The organism is Mycobacterium cookii (genome assembly GCF_010727945.1).
Classification (GTDB): domain Bacteria; phylum Actinomycetota; class Actinomycetes; order Mycobacteriales; family Mycobacteriaceae; genus Mycobacterium; species Mycobacterium cookii.
Window position 1 is genome coordinate 4,589,577 of record NZ_AP022569.1, and the last position, 20,742, is coordinate 4,610,318.

The following is a 20,742-nucleotide window of genomic DNA, read 5'->3' on the forward strand; positions in this document are numbered from 1 at the left end:
GGCTCGTCGGGGATTAGAGATGTGGCCAGACTCCGGGGAGGCGAAAACCGATGGGACAACAGGTGCGCGCCACGTACGGCGCATCGCTGTCCCCGGACGGCACCGCATTCGCGCATCTGGTCGACGACGGCGGTTATCCGCGTGCGGTGCAACGGTTTCTGCGCGGCTGGCGGGCCAGCTCGTCGCGGGACGTCGAGTTGCCGGTCGCGGGCCCGGTGTCCCGGGTCATCCACTCCGCCGACGGTCAGTGGCTGGCCTGTGAGGTGGCGCCCGAGGGCAGCAGCCGCAAGCAGATCTGGGTGGTCACCACCGACCCCGACGACCGGATGGCCCGGCGCATCGACGGCGAAGACGCCGGCACCGCCGAGCTGATCGCCTGGGACGGGGTCCGGGTGGCGGCCATCCTGACCGGCGAGGACGGCATCGGGCGGTCGTGTCTGCTCGACCCGAACGACGGCACGTGTACCGTGCTGGACCGCCGGTCCGGTGGCCGACTGGTCGACGCGTGGGCCGGGGCATCGCTGATCCGGGTCGGGCCGCGCGGCTACCGGGAACTCATCATGCTGCACGGCCGAACCGAAATCGCTTTGCTGCCATCCGATCCGGGGTCGACGACCGATGCCGGCGTGATCCTCGACGACCACCACTCGCGACGTCTGCGCAGCGGGCCGGACGGCGAGGTGATGAAGTTGTACCGCCCCGCCAAGACCTACAAGACCAACCAGAACGGCTCGGCGACCCGGGGCGGCGGGTTCGGCCGCGGCTATGTTCGCGCGCTGATCCGCAGCGAGAACGGCTGCGACCACGCCCGGCTCCTGGAGGTGGTGGCCACTCAGGACGGTGTCAGCTATTTCGTGGTGGCGGAGCGTCCCGACTGTGAGCTCGACGAGTTCGTTGTCAGCGACGACCTGTCGACTGTCGCTCTGCTGTGGAACGTCAACGGCTGCAGCGAGTTACAGATTCTGCGGTACACCGATTACACGCTGGACGAACCGATCCCGTTGCCCGGCATGGTGGCCAGCGAACTGTCGATAAGCGCCGGCGGCTCGATGGTCGCGATGACGGTCGAAGGACCGTCGATGCCGCGGACCGTGGAGTTGGTGGATGTGCGCTTGCGCCAATGGGAACCGATCGACCGCGAGCCCAGCCGCGGTCCGGTGCTGCCCGGTTTCCCGGTCGGCATCGGCCGGGTGACGATCCCGGCGCGCGACGGGCTGGAGCTGAACGCGTGGCTGTACCGGCCCGTCGGCGCACCAGCGAGCGGCGCGGTGGTCTACCTGCACGGCGGGCCGGAAGGCCAGTCCCGGCCGGACTACAGCGAGATCTTCCCGCATCTGGTCAACAACGGGATCGCGGTGCTGGCGCCCAACGTGCGCGGGTCGGGCGGCTCGGGCCGGACGTTCGGCCACGCCGACGACCGGGAGAAGCGATTCGCGGCCATCGACGACGTCGCCGACTGCGCGCAGTTCCTGATCGACACCGGGGAGGTCGAGCCGCACCAGATCGCATGCGCGGGATGGTCATACGGCGGCTACCTGACGATGGCGGCGTTGACCTTCCACCCGGAGCTGTTCGCCGCTGGCGTCACGATCTGCGGGATGAGCGACCTCACCACGTTCTACCGCAACACCGAGCAGTGGATCGCCGAGGCCGCCTACGCGAAATACGGTCATCCGTTCAACGATCGCGAGTTGCTCGAAGAGCTGTCTCCGCTGCGGCGGGTGGACGCGCTGACCGCGCCCCTGCTGGTGGTGCACGGCGCCAACGACACCAACGTCCCGGTGAGCGAATCAGAGCAGATCGTCGAAGCGCTCCGAAACGCCGGTCGCGAAGTGCGCTACCTGTTGTTCGGCGACGACGGCCACGCGATCCTCAAGCGTGAGAACCATGCGACGCTGGCGGCCACGATGACCGAATGGCTGCACTCCGCATTCGGTGCCGTGCGACCGCTCGTCGAGCTAGACGCTGCACACGATTAGTCATGTCCTGCTTCGGATCTCGAACGCCGACCAGTCTGGCTCGCGCGTCTCAGCCCAGTACTCGTTGAGCCGCCAGGGGCTGACGGTGTGGATTTCGCCGTCGGAGTTCTTGAAGTAACTGTGCTTGACCGCCGGGTGTGACCACACCATCTGCTTGATCTCGGCCTGGGTGCGCTCGTGCCACGCGGCGGCCGCGTCCGCGGTCGGCTCGATGGAATGGACGTTCGGGTCGGCCAGCTTCGCGAGGCAGCTGTCGATGTAGCGCATCTGCAGTTCGGAGTTGAAGATCAGACTGCCGCCATGCGCCAGATGCGCGCCCGGCCCGTAGAGAACGAAGAAGTTCGGGAAGTGCGGGACGGTGATCCCCAGGTAGGCGAACGGCCTGTTGCCCCAGACGGTGTGCAGGTCGACGCCGTCGCGGCCGGTGATCGTCATCGGCCACAGCACGTCGGTGTGCCGAAAACCGGTGGCGTAGACGATGATATCGACCTTGTGGCTGACCCCGTCCGCGGTCACGATGCCGTCCGGGGTGATCTGCTCGATCGGCGTGCGGACCAAGTCGACGTCGTCGCGTCGCAGTGTGCGCAGCCAGGTGCCGTTGTCCTGCAGCGTCCGCTTGCCGGTGGCCGGGTAGTCCGGCAGCACCTTGGCCAGCAGTTTCTCGTCGCCGTCAACCTGATTGGTGATCCAGTCGGTGAACATCATCCGGGCCGCGGCGTTGATCTCGCTGACCGCGTAGTCCTGGTTGGCGTAGGCGGGGTCGACGCGCGCGGCGTCGAGGCCTTTGTCGGACCCGGGCCACAGCACCAGGAATCGGTACCAGCGTCCGTAGTACGGCAGGTGGTCCATCGCCCAGCGCACGCCGTCGCCGACCGCGTCGTGATACATCGGGTTGGGAAACATCCACTGGGCGGTGCGCTGAAAAACGGTGACGTGCTCGGCCTCGTCGGCGATGGCCGGAGCGATCTGAAAGCCGCTGGCGCCTGCGCCGATCAGCGCGACGCGCTTGCCGGTGATGTCGACCGAGTGGTCCCACGCCGCGGAGTGAAACGACGGCCCGCGAAAGGTGTTCGCGCCCTTGAACTCGGGGATATATGGGCGGTTGAGCTGGCCGACCGCGGTGATGACGGCGCGCGCCTGCATCGTGGTGAATCCCTCGTCGGGTGCACGCGTCGTGACGGTCCACACGCCGTCCTCGTCGTCCCACTCGGCGGCGATGACTTCGGTCTGCCAGCGCACGTGCTCGTCGAGGCCGTGCTTGTCTATCACGTTCTCGAAATAGTGCTGCAGCTCAGGCTGTTCGGCGAAGAAGTGCGTCCACTCGTTGCTCGGCTCGAAGCTGTAGCAGTAGAAATGGTTGGCCACATCGACACGTGCACCCGGGTATCTGTTCTCCCACCACGTCCCGCCCGGACCGGCGTTCTTTTCCACGATCGTGAACGGAATGTTGGCCTGGCGCAGCCGGATTCCGGCGAGTATTCCCGATTCGCCGCAGCCGATCACGACGACCGGAAGGTGGGCTGCTTGGTCGGAGTCCAGTGGCGCCGGCTTGCGCGGGTCGACGCCGTCGAGATCCATCTCCTCGGCCAGCAGCGCCTGATAGTCGTCGGGGACGTTCTCGCAGACCGCCCAGTCCATCATCTCCTTGATGAGTTCCGGGGCCAGCGGGTCCAATTCGGGGCAGCCACGGTCGCGGTAGTCGGTGATCACCGGCAACGCCTCCGCCCGGGCACGGGCTTTGTCGTCTTCGGACATGAACCCCTGGACCTCGTTGAGGAAGATCCCGGCGGGTTTGAAGTCGCGGATGAAGCGGGAGTCGCCGGTGATGTGCACCAGCGACAGCAACAGGGTGGGGATGCTGACCTGTTCGAGCGCGGCGGCGATGTCGGCGGTGGACGTGGTGAAGGGTTGGCCCGCATAGCGGCTGCGCACCAGGGCAGGTCCTTTCGCGTCTTCGATTACGATACCGAGGGTCTCGTAATCGGGATCACGATACGCGTGGCCGTGGTGGCGATCAAGAGTTGACCGTCGCCGCCGGGTACCCGCAGATAGCCGAGTCCTGTGTGAATCGTTGTCCGAGCGTGGAATGCTGGCTTCGATGCGGCACTACTACAACGCAGACGGGATCCGCGAGGCCGAAGCACCGTTGCTGGCGAGCCTCCCGGATGGCGTGCTGATGCGGCGTGCGGCCTACGGCTTGACCACCGAAATCATCGCGGAGCTGAAAGCCCGCACCGGTGGCGTCGCCGGCCGCCGGGTCTGCGCGGTCGTCGGGTCCGGAGACAACGGCGGCGACGGACTGTGGGCGGCGACGTTGCTGCGACGCCGCGGCGCGGCCGCCGACGCGGTGCTGCTCGCACCGGAGCACACCCATCCCGCGGCGCTGGCCGCGTTCCGCAAGGCGGGCGGCCGCATCGTCCAAAGTGTCGATGCGACAACCGATCTCGTGATCGACGGCGTGGTGGGAATCTCCGCGTCGGGGCCGCTGCGTCCCAACGCGGCCGAGGTGTTCGCCGCCGTCGATGAGGCGGGGATTCCGGTGGTGGCCGTCGACATCCCCAGCGGTATCGACGTCGAGACCGGCGCGATCACCGGGCCCGCGGTGCACGCCGCGTTGACCGTCACGTTCGGCGGACTCAAGCCGGTGCATGCGCTGGCCGACTGCGGCCGGGTCAAGCTGGTCGACATCGGGCTCGACCTGCCGAGCACCGACGTCGTCGGCTTCGACGCCGCCGACGTGGCTGCGCGCTGGCCGGTGCCCGGGCCACACGACGACAAGTACACCCAGGGCGTCACCGGCGTGATGGCCGGCTCGTCGACCTACCCGGGTGCCGCGGTGCTGAGCACCAGCGCCGCCGTCGCGGCAACGTCTGGAATGGTGCGCTACGCCGGCAGCGCCCACCGCGAAGTACTCGCACACTGTCCCGAGGTGATCGCGTCGCCGACCCCCGCCGCGGCCGGACGGGTGCAAGCCTGGGTGGTCGGGCCCGGCCTGGGCACCGATGAAATCGGCGCCGCCGCACTGTGGTTCGCGTTGGAGACCGATCTGCCGGTGCTGGTCGACGCCGACGCTCTGACGATCCTGGCCGCACACCCCGACATGCTCGCCGCTCGTCGCGCCCCCACCCTGCTGACCCCGCACGCCGGCGAATTCGCCCGCCTGGCCGGCGCTCCACCCGGTGACGACCGGGTCGGCGCCACCCGTAAGCTCGCCGACGCCTTCGGGGCCACGGTGTTGCTCAAGGGCAACGTCACCGTCATCGCCGACCCTGGCGGCCCGGTGTACCTCAACCCGGCCGGCCAGTCCTGGGCCGCGACGGCGGGGTCCGGCGATGTGCTGTCCGGGATGACCGGCGCGCTACTGGCCTCGGGTCTCCCGGCTGTCGAAGCCGCGGCCGCCGCGGCCTTCGTGCACGCCCGCGCGGCCGCGCTGTCGGCGGGCGATCCCGGTCCGGGCGACGCGCCGACGTCCGCGTCGCGCATAGCCGGCCATATCCGCGCCGCCCTCGCCACCCTCTAGCACTCAGCCGTCCAACGAAAGGATCCCCCGTGACCCATAGCCGCCCCTCCGTCCCTGCCCACTCGATCGCGCCCGCCTATACCGGCCGCATGTTCACCACCCCGGTGCCCGCACTGCGGTTGCCGGAGGAATCGATGGACCCCGAGGCGGCCTACCGCTTCATCCACGACGAGTTGATGCTCGACGGCAGTTCGCGGCTGAACCTGGCCACCTTCGTAACCACCTGGATGGATCCCCAGGCGGACAGGCTGATGGCTGAGACCTTCGACAAGAACATGATCGACAAGGACGAATATCCGCTGACTGCGGCGATCGAGCAGCGCTGCGTGTGTATGGTCGCCGACCTGTTCCACGCCGAAGATTTGCGCGACGACGATCCTTCGAGCGCTATCGGGGTGTCGACGATCGGGTCCAGCGAGGCGGTCATGCTCGGAGGTCTGGCCTTGAAATGGCGCTGGCGGGCGAAGATCGGCAAAGGCTGGCAGAAACACACCCCCAACCTGGTCATGGGGTCCAACGTGCAGGTGGTCTGGGAGAAGTTCTGTCGTTACTTCGACGTCGAGCCCCGGTATCTGCCGATGGAGGAGGGGCGGTACGTCATCACGCCAGAACAGGTCATAGCTGCCGTCGATGAGAACACCATCGGCGTCGTGGGGATCCTGGGCACCACGTACACCGGAGAACTCGAGCCGATCGCGGAGATCTGTGCGGCGCTGGACAAGCTGGCTGCCGATGGGGGCGTGGACGTTCCGGTGCATGTCGATGCGGCCAGCGGCGGCTTCGTCGTACCGTTCCTGCACCCCGAAATCAAGTGGGACTTCCGCCTGCCGCGGGTGGTGTCGATCAATGTCAGCGGCCACAAATACGGGCTGACGTATCCCGGCATCGGCTTCGTGGTGTGGCGGAGCAAGGAGTATCTGCCCGAGGATCTGGTGTTCCACGTCAACTACCTCGGCGGCGACATGCCGACGTTCACGCTGAACTTCTCCCGCGCGGGCAACCAGGTGATCGGCCAGTACTACAACTTTCTCCGGCTGGGCCGGGAGGGCTACATCGAGGTCATGCGCAGTTTGTCGTCGACCGCCCGCTGGCTCGGTCAGCAGCTGCATGAAGCCGACCACTGTGAGGTGATCTCGGACGGTTCCGCTATCCCCGTCGTCGCCTTCCGGCTGGCCCGCGGCCTGGGCTACACCGAATTCGACGTGTCGCACGAGCTGCGCGGATTCGGCTGGCAGGTGCCGGCCTACACGATGCCGGACAACGCCACCGACATCTCGGTGCTGCGCATCGTGGTGCGCGAGGGGTTATCGGCCGACCTGGCCCGCGCGCTGCACGACGATGCTCGCACCGCGCTGGCCAGCCTGGACAAGCTCAAGCCGAGCGGTCACTACACGGCGGAGCACTTCGCGCACTAATTCGTCGCATCCATCACACCGGTCACTGGGCCGCCTGGCAGCGGCATTTGGCCGCTTCGACCGGGCCTCTGGGACAATGGCAGAGAAATGACTGCGATATCCCTGACCCCGGGCGTGCTTGCCGAGGCCGTGGTGGACCTCGGGGCCATTGCCCACAACGTCCGGGTGCTGCGCGAGCACGCCGGTGACGCGCAGGTGATGGCCGTCGTCAAGGCCGACGGCTACGGGCACGGCGCCGCGCGGGTCGCCCGGGCCGCGTTGGATGCGGGCGCCGCCGAACTGGGTGTGGCCACCATCGACGAGGCGTTGGCGTTGCGCGCCGACGGCATCACAGCGCCGGTGTTGGCCTGGCTGCATCCGCCCGGCGTCGACTTCGCCCCCGCTGTGCTGGCCGACGTGCAGATCGCAGTGTCCTCGCTACGGCAACTCGACGAACTGCTGGACGCGGTCCGGCGAACCGGCCGAACCGCAGCGGTGACCGTCAAGGTTGACACCGGACTGAACCGCAACGGGGTGCCGCTGGCGCACTATCCGTCGATGCTGAGCGCCTTGGGTCAGGCTGCCGCCGACAACGCCATCCGGCTGCGCGGTGTGATGTCACACATGGTCTATGCCGACCAGCCGAACAACCCGATCAATGACATTCAGGCACAACGGTTCAGCGACATCGTGGCTCAAGCGCGCGAAGCGAAGGTGCGGTTCGAGGTGGCGCATCTGTCGAATTCGTCGGCAACCATGTCGCGTCCCGACCTGGCCTTCGACATGGTCCGGCCGGGTATCGCGGTCTACGGACTGAGTCCGGTGCCGACGCTGGGCGACATGGGCCTGATGCCGGCAATGACGGTGAAATGTGCTGTTGCGCTGGTGAAGTCGATTCGAGCGGGTGAGGGTGTGTCGTACGGACACACCTGGATCGCTGAGCAGGACACCACCGTTGCGCTGATGCCGATCGGCTACGCCGACGGTGTCTTCCGGTCGCTGGGTGGCCGGCTGGATGTGCTGATCAACGGCAAGCGGCGACCCGGTGTCGGCCGGGTCTGCATGGACCAGTTCCTGGTCGACCTCGGTCCGGGACACGTCGACGTCGCCGAAGGCGACGAGGCGATCCTGTTCGGGCCGGGCACGCAGGGTGAGCCGACCGCGCAGGAGTGGGCGGACCTGCTGGACACCATTCACTACGAAGTGGTGACCAGTCCGCGGGGACGCATCACCAGGACCTACCGCGAGGCTGGACATCATTGAGCGGTAAGGATATCGACAGCCCCCACATGAGCAAGGGGTTGGCACGGTGGCTGGCCGGTGCGGCGGGCGTGGGTGCGCTCGGCACCATCGCCGGAGTCACGGTGGCGCGTTCGGTCACTCGTCGTGTTGTGGTCGACGACCCGTATGTCAACGAAGATTTCGAGACACTCGACGGTGACCGCAGTTATCTGGTGACCACCCCCGACGGTGTGCCGTTGGCGGTGCGCGAGGTCGGGCCCACCGATGCGCCGTTGACCGTGGTGTTCGCCCACGGATTCTGTCTTCGCATGGGGTCCTTCCACTTTCAGCGCATCCGGCTGTCGGAGGAGTGGGGCTCGCAGGTCCGGATGATCTTCTACGACCAGCGCGGTCACGGTCGATCCGGTGCGGCTCCGCCGGAGACCTACACCGTGACGCAGCTGGGCATGGACTTGGAGACCGTGTTGCAGGTGATCGCGCCGCGCGGTCCGATCGTGCTGGTCGGCCACTCGATGGGCGGAATGACGGTGTTGTCGCACGCCCGGCAGTTCCCGCAGCAATACGGCAACCGGATCACCGGGGCGGCGTTGATCTCGTCCGCAGCCGAAGGCGTCGCCAAATCCCCGCTGGGCGAAATTCTGAACAACCCTGCGCTGGAAGCTGTTCGGCGTGCCGCGCGGTCGGCGCCCAAACTCGTCCACCGCGGCCGCAACGCGACGCGTTCGCTGATCGGCCCGATTCTTCGGGCGGCGTCGTACTCGAACATCAACGTCAGCCCGACCATCGCGGCGTTCTCCGAGGAGATGATGCTCGGCACCCCGATTCCGACCATGGTGGAGTTCCTGCAGGCGCTGGAGGTTCACGACGAAACCAAGGGACTGGCCACACTCGCCACCATCCCGACCCTGATCGTTTGCGGTGACCGGGACCTGGTGACGCCCGCCGAATACTCCAGGCGAATGGCCGCGGCACTGCCGGATTGCGAGTTGGTGATCGTCTCGCGTGCAGGACATTTGGTTCTGCTGGACCAGTCGGAACCGGTCAACGGCGCGTTGGTGCGGCTGGTGAAACGCGCAACGCCGAGCAGGTTCGCGGTGATCAGCCAGCGGTTGCGCGACCGGGTTCTGCGCCGTGACTGAGAGGTCTGGTCTCGCGACGCTGCCGCGCGTGGACGACACCGTCGCACTGGGTTCGCAGTTGGGCGCACAGCTACGCGCCGGCGACGTCGTCGTACTCTCCGGTCCGCTCGGTGCGGGAAAAACATTGCTGGCCAAGGGGATCGCCGCGGCGATGGACGTCGACGGGCCGGTGACCTCGCCGACGTTCGTACTGGCGCGGGTGCATCCTGCGCGACGCAGCGGCGCCCCGGCGATGATCCATGTCGACGTCTACCGGCTGCTCGACCACACCGGCGCCGACCTGCTCGACGAGCTCGAATCATTGGATCTCGACACCGAACTCGACGATGCCGTCGTCGTCGTGGAGTGGGGCGAGGGCCTGGCCGAGCGCTTGTCCGAGCGACACCTGGACGTCCGTCTCGAGCGAATCAGCAACTCCGACACCCGGACTGCGACATGGCAGTGGAGCGTTCCGTGAAGAAGCCGGTGCTGGCCATCGACACCGCGACTCCCGCCGTGACGGCGGGCATCGTCGCCGACGGCAGCGTCCTGGCCGAGCGGGTCACCGTCGACGCCCGCGCGCACGCCGAACGGCTCACCCCAAACGTGTTGGTCGCCTTGGCCGATGCCGGCTTGACCATGACCGACCTGAACGCCGTGGTGGTGGGCTGCGGGCCGGGCCCGTTCACCGGTTTGCGGGTCGGCATGGCAACCGCCGCCGCCTACGGGCATGCCCTGGACGTCCCGGTGTACGGGGTGTGCAGCCTCGACGCCATCGGCGCGTTGACCACCGGCGAGTTGCTGGTGGTGACCGACGCCCGCCGGCGCGAGGTTTACTGGGCCCGCTACCGCGACGGCGTCCGCACCGACGGGCCGGCGGTCAGCGCCCCCGCCGACGTCGACCCGGGTCCCGCTCGCTCGGTGGCCGGCTCACCCGATCATGCTGCGCTGTTCGGACTGCCCTGCATCGAGCCGCGGTATCCGACGGCGGCGGGGCTGGTCGCCGCGGTCGCCGACTGGTCGGCACCGCCGCCGGCCCTGGTGCCGATGTATCTGCGTCGACCCGATGCCAAGACCATCGCCGAGCGGGAAGCCGCTCAGCGATGACCGCCCGCAGCGAGCACGTCACCATCGGCGCCCTGACGGTCGACGACGCCGACCGCTGCGCCGAGCTGGAGAACCTGCTCTTTCCCGGCGACGACCCCTGGCCGACGGCCGCATTCGTCCGCGAACTCGCCGCCACCCACAATCACTACGTGGCCGCACGGATCGCGACAGAGCTCGTCGGATACGGCGGCATCTCCCGGCTGGGCCGCACACCGCCCTTCGAATACGAGATCCACACCATCGGCGTCGACCCGGAATATCAGGGCCGCGGCATCGGCCGGCGAATGCTGGACGAGCTGCTGAACATCGCCGACGGCGGCGTCGTCCATCTGGAGGTCCGCACCGACAACGAGCCCGCGATCGCGCTGTACCGCAGTGTGGGATTCACCCAAGTGGGTCTGCGACGGCGGTACTACCGAATCAGCGGGGCTGACGCATACACCATGCGACGGGAGGCGCAGTGAGCACGACGATATTGGCGATCGAAACCTCCTGCGACGAAACAGGAGTCGGCATCGCCCGGCTGGAAGACGGCACCGTGACGCTGCTGGCCGACGAGGTCGCGTCCAGCGTCGACGAACACGTCCGGTACGGCGGCGTGGTGCCCGAGGTCGCCTCGCGGGCCCACCTGGAGGCGCTCGGTCCGGCGATGCGGCGGGCGCTCGCGAAGGCAGGCGTGGCCAAGCCCGACATCGTCGCGGCGACCATCGGGCCGGGGCTGGCCGGCGCGCTGCTGGTGGGGGTCGCCGCGGCCAAGGCGTATTCGGCGGCCTGGGGTGTGCCGTTCTACGCCGTCAATCACCTGGGCGGGCATCTGGCCGCCGACGTCTACCAGCACGGCCCGCTGCCGGAGAGCGTTGCGCTGCTGGTGTCCGGCGGCCACACCCACCTGCTGCATGTCCGGTCGCTCGGTGAGCCGATCGTCGAATTGGGCAGCACCGTGGACGACGCCGCGGGCGAGGCCTACGACAAGGTGGCCCGGCTGCTGGGCCTCGGCTATCCGGGCGGCAAGGTGCTCGATGAGCTGGCCCGCACCGGCGACCGGGAGGCGATCGTGTTTCCCCGCGGCATGACCGGGCCGCGCGACGAGCCGCACGCGTTCAGCTTCTCCGGTCTCAAGACCGCGGTCGCTCGCTACGTCGAGAGTCATCCGGACGCGCCGACCGCCGACATCGCCGCGGGCTTCCAGGAGTCGGTGGCCGACGTGCTGACCATGAAAGCGGTGCGCGCGGCGGCCGAGTTGGGCGTATCGACGCTGCTCATCGCGGGTGGCGTGGCCGCCAACTCCCGGCTGCGCGAGCTCGCCGCCGAGCGTTGCGCCGCGGCCGGGATGACGCTGCGGATCCCCGCGCTGCGGCTGTGCACTGACAACGGAGCGATGATCGCGTCCTTCGCCGCGCACCTGGTGGCCGCCGGTGCGGCGCCGTCTCCGCTCGATGTCGCCAGCGACCCGGGCCTGCCCGTCGTAAAAGGCCAAGTCAGCTGACAGCGAAGAAGCACCGGGCCGACCTTGAGTGCTAGCACTCGCATGTATAGAGTGCTAGGTGGCTATCGGACAACCCCCTGCGCCGGCTCCCGCGACGACGACGCCTGGGCACGGACGAGAGCCGAAACACCTGGTAAATCGGGGCAACCGCCCCAGACCTGCTACCAACTAAGTGGAGGGCTCCATCGTGGCGAGCGTGAACATTAAGCCACTCGAGGACAAGATCCTCGTACAGGCCAACGAGGCCGAGACCACGACCGCATCCGGTCTGGTCATTCCTGACACCGCCAAGGAAAAGCCCCAAGAGGGCAAAGTCGTCGCCGTCGGCCCCGGCCGGTGGGACGAGGACGGCTCCAAGCGGATTCCGCTGGACGTGTCCGAAGGCGACACCGTCATCTACAGCAAGTACGGCGGCACCGAGATCAAGTACGGCGGCGAGGAGTACCTGATCCTCTCCGCCCGCGACGTGCTGGCTGTCGTCAACAAGTAAGCGCCCGTGTCCGCCCCGGAGCTTCCCGTTTCGACGGGTGAGTTCCGGGGCGGCACGCGTTAGCCATAAGGACATTCATGAGCAAGTTAATTGAGTTCGACGAAACTGCGCGGCGCGCGATGGAAGCCGGCGTGGACAAGCTCGCCGACGCGGTCCGCGTGACGCTGGGCCCCCGTGGCCGGCATGTGGTGCTGGCCAAGGCATTTGGTGGGCCGACCGTGACCAATGACGGCGTCACCGTCGCCCGCGAGATCGACCTGGAAGACCCGTTCGAGAATCTGGGCGCTCAGCTGGTCAAGTCGGTGGCCACCAAGACCAACGACATCGCCGGCGACGGCACCACGACCGCGACCGTGCTGGCCCAGGCCATCATCAAGAACGGCCTGCGCAACGTGGCCGCCGGCGCCAACCCGATCGCGCTCGGTCAGGGCATCAGCAAGGCCGCCGACGCGGTGTCCGAGGCGCTGCTGGCGTCGGCCACCCCGGTGTCCGGCAAGGACAAGATCGCGCAGGTCGCTACCGTATCGTCACGCGACGAGCACCTGGGCGACCTGGTCGGCGAAGCGATCAGCAAGGTCGGCGACGACGGTGTGGTCACCGTCGAAGAGTCGTCGACGCTGAACACCGAGCTGGAATTCACCGAGGGTGTCGGCTTCGACAAGGGCTTCCTGTCGGCGTACTTCGTCACCGACTTCGACGCCCAGGAGGCCGTCCTCGACGACGCGCTGATCCTGCTGCACCGCGACAAGATCAGCTCGCTGCCCGACTTCCTGCCACTGCTGGAGAAGGTCGCCGAGGCCGGCAAGCCGCTGCTGGTGATCGCCGAAGACGTCGAAGGCGAGCCGCTGTCGACGCTGGTGGTCAACGCGATCCGCAAGACGCTGAAAGCGGTCGCGGTCAAGGCGCCGTTCTTCGGCGATCGCCGCAAGGCGTTCCTGGAGGACCTGGCGATCGTCACCGGCGGTCAGGTGGTCAACCCCGACGTGGGTCTCACGCTGCGCGAGGCGGGCCTCGACGTGCTCGGTTCGGCCCGACGCGTGGTGGTCAGCAAGGACGACACCGTGATCGTCGAAGGCGGCGGCGGTGCCGAGGCGATCTCGGGCCGTGCCAAGCAACTGAAGGCCGAGATCGAGAGCACCGACTCCGATTGGGATCGGGAGAAGCTGCAGGAGCGGCTGGCCAAGCTGGCCGGCGGCGTTGCGGTGATCAAGGTCGGCGCCGCCACCGAGACCGCGCTCAAGGAGCGCAAGGAAAGTGTCGAGGACGCCGTTGCGGCCGCCAAGGCCGCCGTCGAAGAGGGCATCGTCGCCGGCGGTGGCTCTGCGCTGGTGCATGCACGCAAAGCGCTTGCCGGGCTGCGTGATTCGCTCAGCGGTGACGAGGCCGCCGGTGTGCAGGTGTTCTCCGACGCGCTCAGCGCGCCGCTGTACTGGATCGCGGCCAACGCCGGGCAGGACGGCGCTGTCGTCGTCAGCAAGGTCGCTGAGCAGTCCGCCGGGCACGGCTTCAACGCGGCGACGTTGGAGTACGGCGATCTGGGCGCCGACGGGGTCATCGACCCGGTCAAGGTGACCCGGTCGGCGGTGCTCAACGCCGCGTCGGTGGCCCGCATGGTGCTAACCACCGAGACGGCGATTGTCGAGAAGCCGGCCGAAGAGGCCGACGACCACGGGCATGGCCACGGTCATCACCACCACTAGTTAGCTCTCGACGAAACATCCCCGGTCTGCGAGGCCGGGGGTGTTTTGTTTATGGCATGGACCGCATCTGGCAGTGGGCGTGGGATCACCACGGGGCGAGGTACTCATGGGTGGTCGCGGCGGCCTCGTATTTCGTGGCGCTGCCGGTCTACCTTTTCTTGTCGTTCGCAATCCTGGCTGTCGAGCACTCCAGTCGCTATCTTGAGGCGGCGGCAGCCGCCGGTGTCGCGGTGCTTGTGATCGTGTACGCGGTGGCTCTGCCCGGCATTGGCGTGTGGCGGCTTGCCGAGCAGTGGGCTGCGGGTCGTGAGCTGGATCGGGCGAGGGCATTGGAAGCGACGTACGCCTGGTGCCGCAGTGCTATCGCCCGAGCGTTGGCGGCGTTCGCTGTGTGCGGCGCAGTGTTGTCGGTCAGCGTCAGCGCCATTGCCGGTGCGAACGGGCTGCGGCTGGTCCAATACGCGATTCTGGGGGGCGTTACCGCAGCGGGCTCCCATTTGATCGCAGTTCATACCGTGGCGGAAGGACCGATGCGGCCCGTGCGGATTGCCCTCGCTGGTGATGTGGATATCGGCGATAGCCTGCCTCGCTCGCGGCCGACATTCGCGGCATGGTCGAACTTTGCCATGCTCGCGGCCGTGTTGACGTTTGCTGTCATCGGCGCGATGTTGTCCGCGGTGTTTCATGATGCGAGCCGGCAGCCCGTAACGTGGGTGATGATCGGTTGCGCGTTGGCTTTGGGCCTCGGTGTGCCGATAACTCTCGGCGTTGCATTCTCACCATCGCTGCGACCGATCCGGGATCTTGCCGAAGGCACCAAACGCGTTGCAGCCGGGGACTACTCGCGACGTCTCCCGGTGGTGCAGGACGATGACCTCGGCGCGCTGGCGGCGTCGTTCAACCGCATGCAGGCGGGTTTGGCTGAGCGGCAACGACTTCAGGGCGCATTCGGCACCTACGTGGACCCTATCCTTGCCGCCCGACTGCTGGAACAGGGTGACGATGTGTTCACTGGTGAACGCCGTGAAGTGACGGTGATGTTCGTCGATATCCGCGACTTCACCCCGTTCGCTGAGGCGAACACCGCCGAGGACACAGTCATTCGCCTTAATGCCTTGTTCGAGATCGTGGTGCCCGCTGTGGTCGACGCCGGTGGCCACGTGAACAAGTTCCTCGGCGACGGCGCGCTGGCCGTCTTTGGCGCTCCGAACGCTATTGCGGAGCACGCCGACGCCGCGCTGAGCGCCGCGGTGTTGATTCACCGCCTCGTCGCCGAGCGATTCGGCGGCGAGCTTCGCATCGGCATCGGGATCAACACCGGTGCGGTGATCGCCGGAACCATCGGTGGCGGCGGGAAACTCGAGTTCACCCTGATCGGCGACACCGTCAACGTCGCGGCCCGCGTCGAGCAGCTCACCAAGACCACCGGTGACGCGATTCTTCTTACCCACCACACCGTCGACGCTTTGGCTTCGCCACCACCCGGACTTATCGACCGGGGATCGCATGCACTCAAAGGTAAGTCAGCTGAGGTTCAGATCTTCGGCCTCGACCCAGCGGTTGCTTGATGACATGCCTTGAATTCGGCACGACCGAGACGGCCGTCGTCGACAAAACCGTTCATGCGGACGAGCACGCCGGTCACTACCACGGCCACGCTCACTCGTCAGTAGACGCGAAACACCCCCGTTCAATTGGCCGGGGGTGTCTCGCGCGCGTCGCGAATCAGGCACCATTGGGCCGGATAACACGCCTTACTGATCCAGTGCTGAGGTGACGATCATGGGCTTGCGGCAACGGGCGTTGGCGGCCGTCGCCGGGCAACTAGGCCGGCCGCATGGTCTGGTCGGTCGCGGCGTCGCGGTACTGCTCAACCGCGGCAATCGTCCGGCGGTGGCCGGCGCCGTCGATGCGGCGGAAGCAACGGCCGAAAAGTCGGTGGCCGACATCGGCTTTGGCGGCGGACTAGGGCTCGATCTGTTTCTGCGCCGAGTTGGTCCGCAGGGCACCGTCTACGGTGTCGAGGTCGCCGAGGACATGCTTACGCGCGCCCGGGCCCGCTTCGCCAGCCAGATCGAGGCAGGCAGGTTGAGGCTTGTCAACGGTTCGCTGACCGCATTGCCGCTCGAAGATGGGTCGCTGGACGCGGCGATCTCGGTCAACACTGCGTACTTCGTGTCAGATGTTGACGCGGCCTGCGCTGAACTTGCTCGTGTGCTGCGACCCGGTGGCCGGGCAGTGTTGGGGATCGGTGATCCTGCCGCGATGGCGCGCTTGCCTTTCACCGCCTACGGTTTTAACCTGCGCCCGATTGCCGAGATCGTCGCCACCATGGAAAACGCGGGATTTATGGACGTCGAGCAGCGCCGCCTCGGCGAAGTGGCGATCGCTCACCATCTGCTCGTTGGTCTCGCGGGCTGAACCGCGGGAACGCGGACGAGCACGCCGGTCACCACCACGGCCACGCTCTTTAGTCAGTAGACGCGAAACACCCCCGGTCCGCGAGGCGCGGGGTGTTTTGTTTACGGCATGGAGCGCATCTGGCAGTGGGCGTGGGATCGGCACGGGCCGAGGTATTTCTGGACGCTCTATACGGTCGGTCTCCTCATGACACTGCCGATCTACCTCGTGTGGTCGCAAATCATCGTTGCGATCGAGGGGTCCGGTCGTTACGCCGAGGCCGCCGTGGTCGTCGTGATCGTCGTACCGGTGCTGCAGTATGTCGTCGTCCTGCCCGGCATCGGCCGCAGCCGCGTTCTTGAGCATCAAGCGCGCGGGCATGAGGTAGATCGAGCGCAGGCATTGGACGCCACTTACGCCTGGGCTCGAAGCGCAATCTTTCGAACGGTCGCGACGCACGGGGCAGGGACCGCGCTGGTATCGGTCGTCGTCGGCGTGATCGCGGGGGCGGCCGCGATGCAGGTGGTCCAGTACGGGATTCTGGGCGCTCTCGCAGGATCCGCGATGGGGCTTACCGGTGTGCACAGCCTCACGGAAGGAGCAATGCGGCCTATCAGGGTCGCCTTGGCAGGTGACACGTCGATAGGCGACGCGCTACCCCGTCCGCGTCCGGGCTTAGCCACATGGTCAAGCGTTTCGGTGCTCGGCGTCGGATTCGTGTTCGCTGTCGTGGGCGGGATGCTGGCGTCCACGTCCGATCGAGCCCATCAGAACCCCGTTCTCTTCGCCGCCGTCGGGGGTGCGTTGACACTCGGCTTCGGAGTTCCGATAACAGCGGGCCTCGCATTCGCCCCGTCTCTCCGCCCGATTCGCGACCTCTCCGAGGGCACCAGACGTGTCGCCGCCGGCGACTACAGCCAACGCGTACCCGTCGTTCAAGACGACGACTTGGGCGCTCTGGCGGCGTCCTTCAACCGCATGCAGGCGGGTTTGGCTGAGCGGCAACGACTTCAGTCGGCATTCGGGACATATGTCGACGCCGGTCTGGCGGCGCGGCTGCTTGACCAGGGTGACGATGTCTTCACCGGCGAGCGGCGCGAGGTGACGGTGATGTTCGTCGATATCCGCGACTTCACCCCGTTCGCTGAGGCGAACACCGCCGAGGACACAGTCATTCGCCTTAATGCCTTGTTCGAGATCGTGGTGCCCGCTGTGGTCGACGCCGGTGGCCACGTGAACAAGTTCCTCGGCGACGGCGCGCTGGCCGTCTTTGGCGCTCCGAACGCTATTGCGGAGCACGCCGACGCCGCGCTGAGCGCCGCGGTGTTGATTCACCGCTTCGTCGCCGAGCGATTCGGCGGCGAGCTTCGCATCGGCATCGGGATCAACACCGGTGCGGTGATCGCCGGAACCATCGGTGGCGGCGGGAAACTCGAGTTCACCCTGATCGGCGACACCGTCAACGTCGCGGCCCGCGTCGAGCAGCTCACCAAGACCACCGGTGACGCGATTCTTCTTACCCACCACACCGTCGACGCTTTGGCTTCGCCACCACCCGGACTTATCGACCGGGGATCGCATGCACTCAAAGGTAAGTCAGCTGAGGTTCAGATCTTCGGCCTCGACCCGGCGGTTGCTCGATGACAAGGCTCGCATCCAGCACGACCGAGACGGCCACCGTCGACGAGGACGAGCACACCGCAAAATGGCACACATGAACAGCGCATCGTTCTTCGTCACTCCCGGATATGGCGATCGCCAAAGACAGAACCTCCATTATTCGCAGGCAGTTCGGTACGGCAACCGAGTCGAGATCTCCGGCCAGGGTGGTTGGGATGACGACGGGTGTTTTCCGGAGTCGGTCCGAGACGAAGTGATTCAGGCCTTCGACAATGTTGAGCGGACATTGGCGACCGCGGGAGCATCGTGGCAACACGTGATCAGCGTTCACTCCTACCACCTGCCGAACGCTGCTGGCACGATCGGACAAGATCACCTCGACACGATGGCGGAACAATTTCGACGGCGTATGGGTGAACGCGCTCCGCTGTGGACGTGCATCGGCGTCGCAGCTCTCGCAAATCCAACAATGCGAGTCGAGATTCAGGTCACTGCAGTGATTGACGACGACGGGTGATCGCCAGGCTTATTTTCTTTGACGACCTACACCGCAGTCGTCGACAAGCCCTCGGATGTGGACGAGCATTCCGTAAGTGGCGCTGCGCCGGTTAGGCGGTCTCCGCCGACTCGCGCGAACAGATCAGGCTTGACGCGCTGTCGCCCGCGGGTGCAGTGTGATATCAGTCACCTGACCACTGGTCACTCCGGGCAGAAAGGCGGCAGCCCATGACGACGAAGGACAAGTACACGGAAATTCCCGCGCCCTACTCGTGGGAGGTTCCCAGCGCCGGCGACGCGCGCTTTACCTGGGAGTACGACGACGGGCGCGCGCGGCTGCTGTCCCTGTACCAAAAGGGGAAGGACAAGCAGTGGGACGCCCAGTCGCGCATCGACTGGACGCAAGACGTCGACCCGATGAACCCGATCGAGCTCCCTGACGAGTTCCACCCGCTGTTCGGCAGCCCGATGTGGGACGCCTCCGACGAGGCACGTCGCGCCGAGATGCGCCAGCACTTCCAGGCCTGGCAGCTGTCGCAGTTCCTGCACGGCGAGCAGGGCGCGATGGTGTGCGCGGCCAAGATCGTGGAGGTCGTCCCGGACCTGGACGCGAAGTTCTACGCGGCCACCCAGACCATGGACGAAGCCCGGCACGTCGAGGCGTTCTCGCGGTTCCTGCAGGACAAGGTCGACATGGTCTACCCGATTAATAAGCACCTGACTGCGCTGCTGGACGACACCCTGCGCGACTCGCGCTGGGACATGCCCTACCTCGGCATGCAGGTCCTCATCGAAGGGCTCGCACTGGCCGCCTTCGGGGTGCTGCGGGACATGTCGGCACAGGACTCGCTGGCCAGGAAGGTGCTCGCCTACGTCATGCAAGACGAGGCCCGGCACGTCGCCTTCGGCCGAATCTCGTTGAAGGACTACTACTCCGCGCTGACCGAGGCCGAGCGCGGCGAGCGGGAAGAGTTCGTCGTCGACGCCTGCTACCTGATGCGCGACCGGTTCCGCGGCGAGGAGGTCTTCGAGACGCTCGGCATGGACGTCCAAGCGTGCGCCGAGTGGGTGGACACCTCGCCACTGATGATCCAGTTCCGCTCGCACCTGTTCAGTCGCATCGTGCCGATCGTCAAGGACATCGGGTTGTGGGGCGACAAGGTGCAGAAGGCCTTCCGGGACATGGGTGTGCTCGACATGGCCGGCCTCGACATCGAGGCGTTGATGAAGGCCGATGAGGATCAGGCCACCGCGCTGGACAGGGCACACGCCGAGATGGCCGACCGGGCTGTCGAGGTCGACGAGGTGATCGCGGCGGGCGCGAGCTAACCCGCTCCCGGCACGTCATGCGAATCGCTGTAGTCGGTGCCACCGGCAATATCGGTGCCCGCACTGTGTCGTTTCTGGAGCAGGACGGAAACGCGGTCGTACCGATCAGCCGCGCTGTCGGCGTCGACCTGCTAACGGGCCGGGGCCTGGACGCTGCGCTCGACGGGGTCGACGCGGTGGTCGATGCCATCAGCGCGCCTCCGATCAGCCCCGCGGAGACGCGTGCCTATTTGGGCACTACCACGCAACACCTTCTCGAAGCCGAGGTTCGTGCGGGCGTGCGACACCATGTTTTGCTGTCCATCGTCGGAATCCACCGCATTGACGGCGGCACTGCTCACTATTCGGGAAAGCGTGAGCAAGAGCGCCTGGTCGAGCAGGGCCCGGTGCCGTGGACGATCGTGCCTGCCACGCAATTTCACGACTTCGCGGCGTTGGCGGCCAGCTGGACCGAGCGCGACGGTGTCGCGACCATCGCTCCGCTGCTGGTTCAACCGATCGCACCCGACGACATAGCTCGCGTCCTGGCCGAGGTCGCCGTCGGGGAGCCGCAGGGTCGCTATGTCGACGTCGCCGGTCCTGAGCCGCAAGACTTGGTCGACATGGCCCGCCGCACCAACGATGTTCTCGGTCGCGACGTGAAGCTGGTTCCCACCTGGTCGGGACCTCTCGACGAGTCCATGGCCGGCAATGTCATGCTGCCGGGCGAGAACGCGCGCATCGCCCCGACGACGTTCGACGAGTGGCTGGCCGCCGGCGCACGGTAGTCAGCGTGGCGGTATTCGCCGGCCGATGACGGCCTCGGTCATGCAAGCACGCGCGGTAGGCTCATGCCGTTGCGCTGCAGTGTTTCCGAGGA

18 protein-coding genes are annotated in these 20,742 nt (G+C 66.9%); 17 read left to right on the forward strand and 1 reads right to left on the reverse strand.

All coding sequences use genetic code 11. The features are described from left to right. Positions 1-50: 50 nt before the first annotated feature. The gene (locus G6N27_RS21585; RefSeq protein ID WP_163779960.1) at positions 51-1,979 is read left to right on the forward strand and encodes an alpha/beta hydrolase family protein; all 1,929 of its coding nucleotides are present in this window, start codon (positions 51-53) and stop codon (positions 1,977-1,979) included. On the opposite strand, the gene G6N27_RS21590 is transcribed toward G6N27_RS21585, so the two are convergent. After that, positions 1,980-3,911, reverse strand: a complete 1,932-nt coding sequence (locus tag G6N27_RS21590; protein ID WP_163779962.1) for a flavin-containing monooxygenase — start codon at positions 3,909-3,911, stop codon at positions 1,980-1,982. A 166-nt stretch (positions 3,912-4,077) separates the two neighbouring features. On the opposite strand from G6N27_RS21590, the gene G6N27_RS21595 reads away from it, so the two are divergent. The 16 genes from G6N27_RS21595 to G6N27_RS21670 all read left to right on the forward strand — a co-directional run bounded on the left by G6N27_RS21595 (position 4,078) and on the right by G6N27_RS21670 (position 20,650). Beyond that, complete coding sequence (locus G6N27_RS21595; RefSeq protein ID WP_163779964.1) at positions 4,078-5,499, forward strand: NAD(P)H-hydrate dehydratase; 1,422 nt, start codon at positions 4,078-4,080, stop codon at positions 5,497-5,499. 29 nt (positions 5,500-5,528) lie between these two features. Next, positions 5,529-6,914, forward strand: a complete 1,386-nt coding sequence (locus G6N27_RS21600) for a glutamate decarboxylase (RefSeq protein WP_163779966.1) — start codon at positions 5,529-5,531, stop codon at positions 6,912-6,914. 87 nt (positions 6,915-7,001) lie between these two features. Then, a complete protein-coding gene (alr, locus tag G6N27_RS21605; RefSeq protein WP_163779969.1) occupies positions 7,002-8,156 on the forward strand; it encodes an alanine racemase in 1,155 nt (384 codons plus the stop codon). A 26-nt stretch (positions 8,157-8,182) separates the two neighbouring features. Beyond that, complete coding sequence (locus G6N27_RS21610; protein ID WP_163779971.1) at positions 8,183-9,274, forward strand: alpha/beta fold hydrolase; 1,092 nt, start codon at positions 8,183-8,185, stop codon at positions 9,272-9,274. After that, on the forward strand, positions 9,267-9,731 hold the full coding sequence (gene tsaE / locus G6N27_RS21615) for a tRNA (adenosine(37)-N6)-threonylcarbamoyltransferase complex ATPase subunit type 1 TsaE (protein ID WP_163779972.1): 465 nt from the start codon (positions 9,267-9,269) through the stop codon (positions 9,729-9,731). Before G6N27_RS21610 ends, tsaE begins: the two co-directional genes overlap by 8 nt. Continuing rightward, on the forward strand, positions 9,728-10,360 hold the full coding sequence (gene tsaB, locus G6N27_RS21620; protein ID WP_232064738.1) for a tRNA (adenosine(37)-N6)-threonylcarbamoyltransferase complex dimerization subunit type 1 TsaB: 633 nt from the start codon (positions 9,728-9,730) through the stop codon (positions 10,358-10,360). Before tsaE ends, tsaB begins: the two co-directional genes overlap by 4 nt. Continuing rightward, complete coding sequence (gene rimI, locus G6N27_RS21625) at positions 10,357-10,824, forward strand: ribosomal protein S18-alanine N-acetyltransferase (RefSeq protein WP_163779977.1); 468 nt, start codon at positions 10,357-10,359, stop codon at positions 10,822-10,824. The genes tsaB and rimI overlap by 4 nt, the downstream gene beginning before the upstream one ends. Next, positions 10,821-11,846 carry a tRNA (adenosine(37)-N6)-threonylcarbamoyltransferase complex transferase subunit TsaD gene (tsaD, locus tag G6N27_RS21630; protein WP_163779979.1) on the forward strand — a complete coding sequence of 342 codons (1,026 nt, stop codon included), beginning with the start codon at positions 10,821-10,823 and terminating at the stop codon, positions 11,844-11,846. Before rimI ends, tsaD begins: the two co-directional genes overlap by 4 nt. Positions 11,847-12,033: 187 nt before the next feature. Then, entirely contained in the window at positions 12,034-12,336 is a 303-nt protein-coding gene (groES, locus tag G6N27_RS21635) for a co-chaperone GroES (protein WP_163779981.1), read from the forward strand. 77 nt (positions 12,337-12,413) lie between these two features. Further along, entirely contained in the window at positions 12,414-14,036 is a 1,623-nt protein-coding gene (gene groL / locus G6N27_RS21640; RefSeq protein ID WP_163779984.1) for a chaperonin GroEL, read from the forward strand. A 56-nt stretch (positions 14,037-14,092) separates the two neighbouring features. Next, positions 14,093-15,604, forward strand: a complete 1,512-nt coding sequence (locus G6N27_RS21645; RefSeq protein WP_163779985.1) for an adenylate/guanylate cyclase domain-containing protein — start codon at positions 14,093-14,095, stop codon at positions 15,602-15,604. A gap of 235 nt (positions 15,605-15,839) precedes the next feature. Further along, on the forward strand, positions 15,840-16,457 hold the full coding sequence (locus G6N27_RS21650) for a methyltransferase domain-containing protein (RefSeq protein ID WP_372512970.1): 618 nt from the start codon (positions 15,840-15,842) through the stop codon (positions 16,455-16,457). A gap of 108 nt (positions 16,458-16,565) precedes the next feature. Further along, a complete protein-coding gene (locus G6N27_RS21655) occupies positions 16,566-18,080 on the forward strand; it encodes an adenylate/guanylate cyclase domain-containing protein (RefSeq protein ID WP_163779987.1) in 1,515 nt (504 codons plus the stop codon). Between the two features lie 70 nt (positions 18,081-18,150). After that, positions 18,151-18,573, forward strand: coding sequence for a Rid family hydrolase (locus G6N27_RS21660; RefSeq protein WP_163779990.1), 423 nt, complete (start codon positions 18,151-18,153; stop codon positions 18,571-18,573). A 209-nt stretch (positions 18,574-18,782) separates the two neighbouring features. Next, positions 18,783-19,883 (forward strand): diiron oxygenase, encoded by a 1,101-nt coding sequence (locus G6N27_RS21665; RefSeq protein WP_163779992.1) that lies wholly within the window; start codon positions 18,783-18,785, stop codon positions 19,881-19,883. A gap of 17 nt (positions 19,884-19,900) precedes the next feature. Continuing rightward, positions 19,901-20,650 (forward strand): SDR family oxidoreductase, encoded by a 750-nt coding sequence (locus G6N27_RS21670; RefSeq protein WP_163779995.1) that lies wholly within the window; start codon positions 19,901-19,903, stop codon positions 20,648-20,650. Positions 20,651-20,742 lie beyond the last annotated feature (92 nt).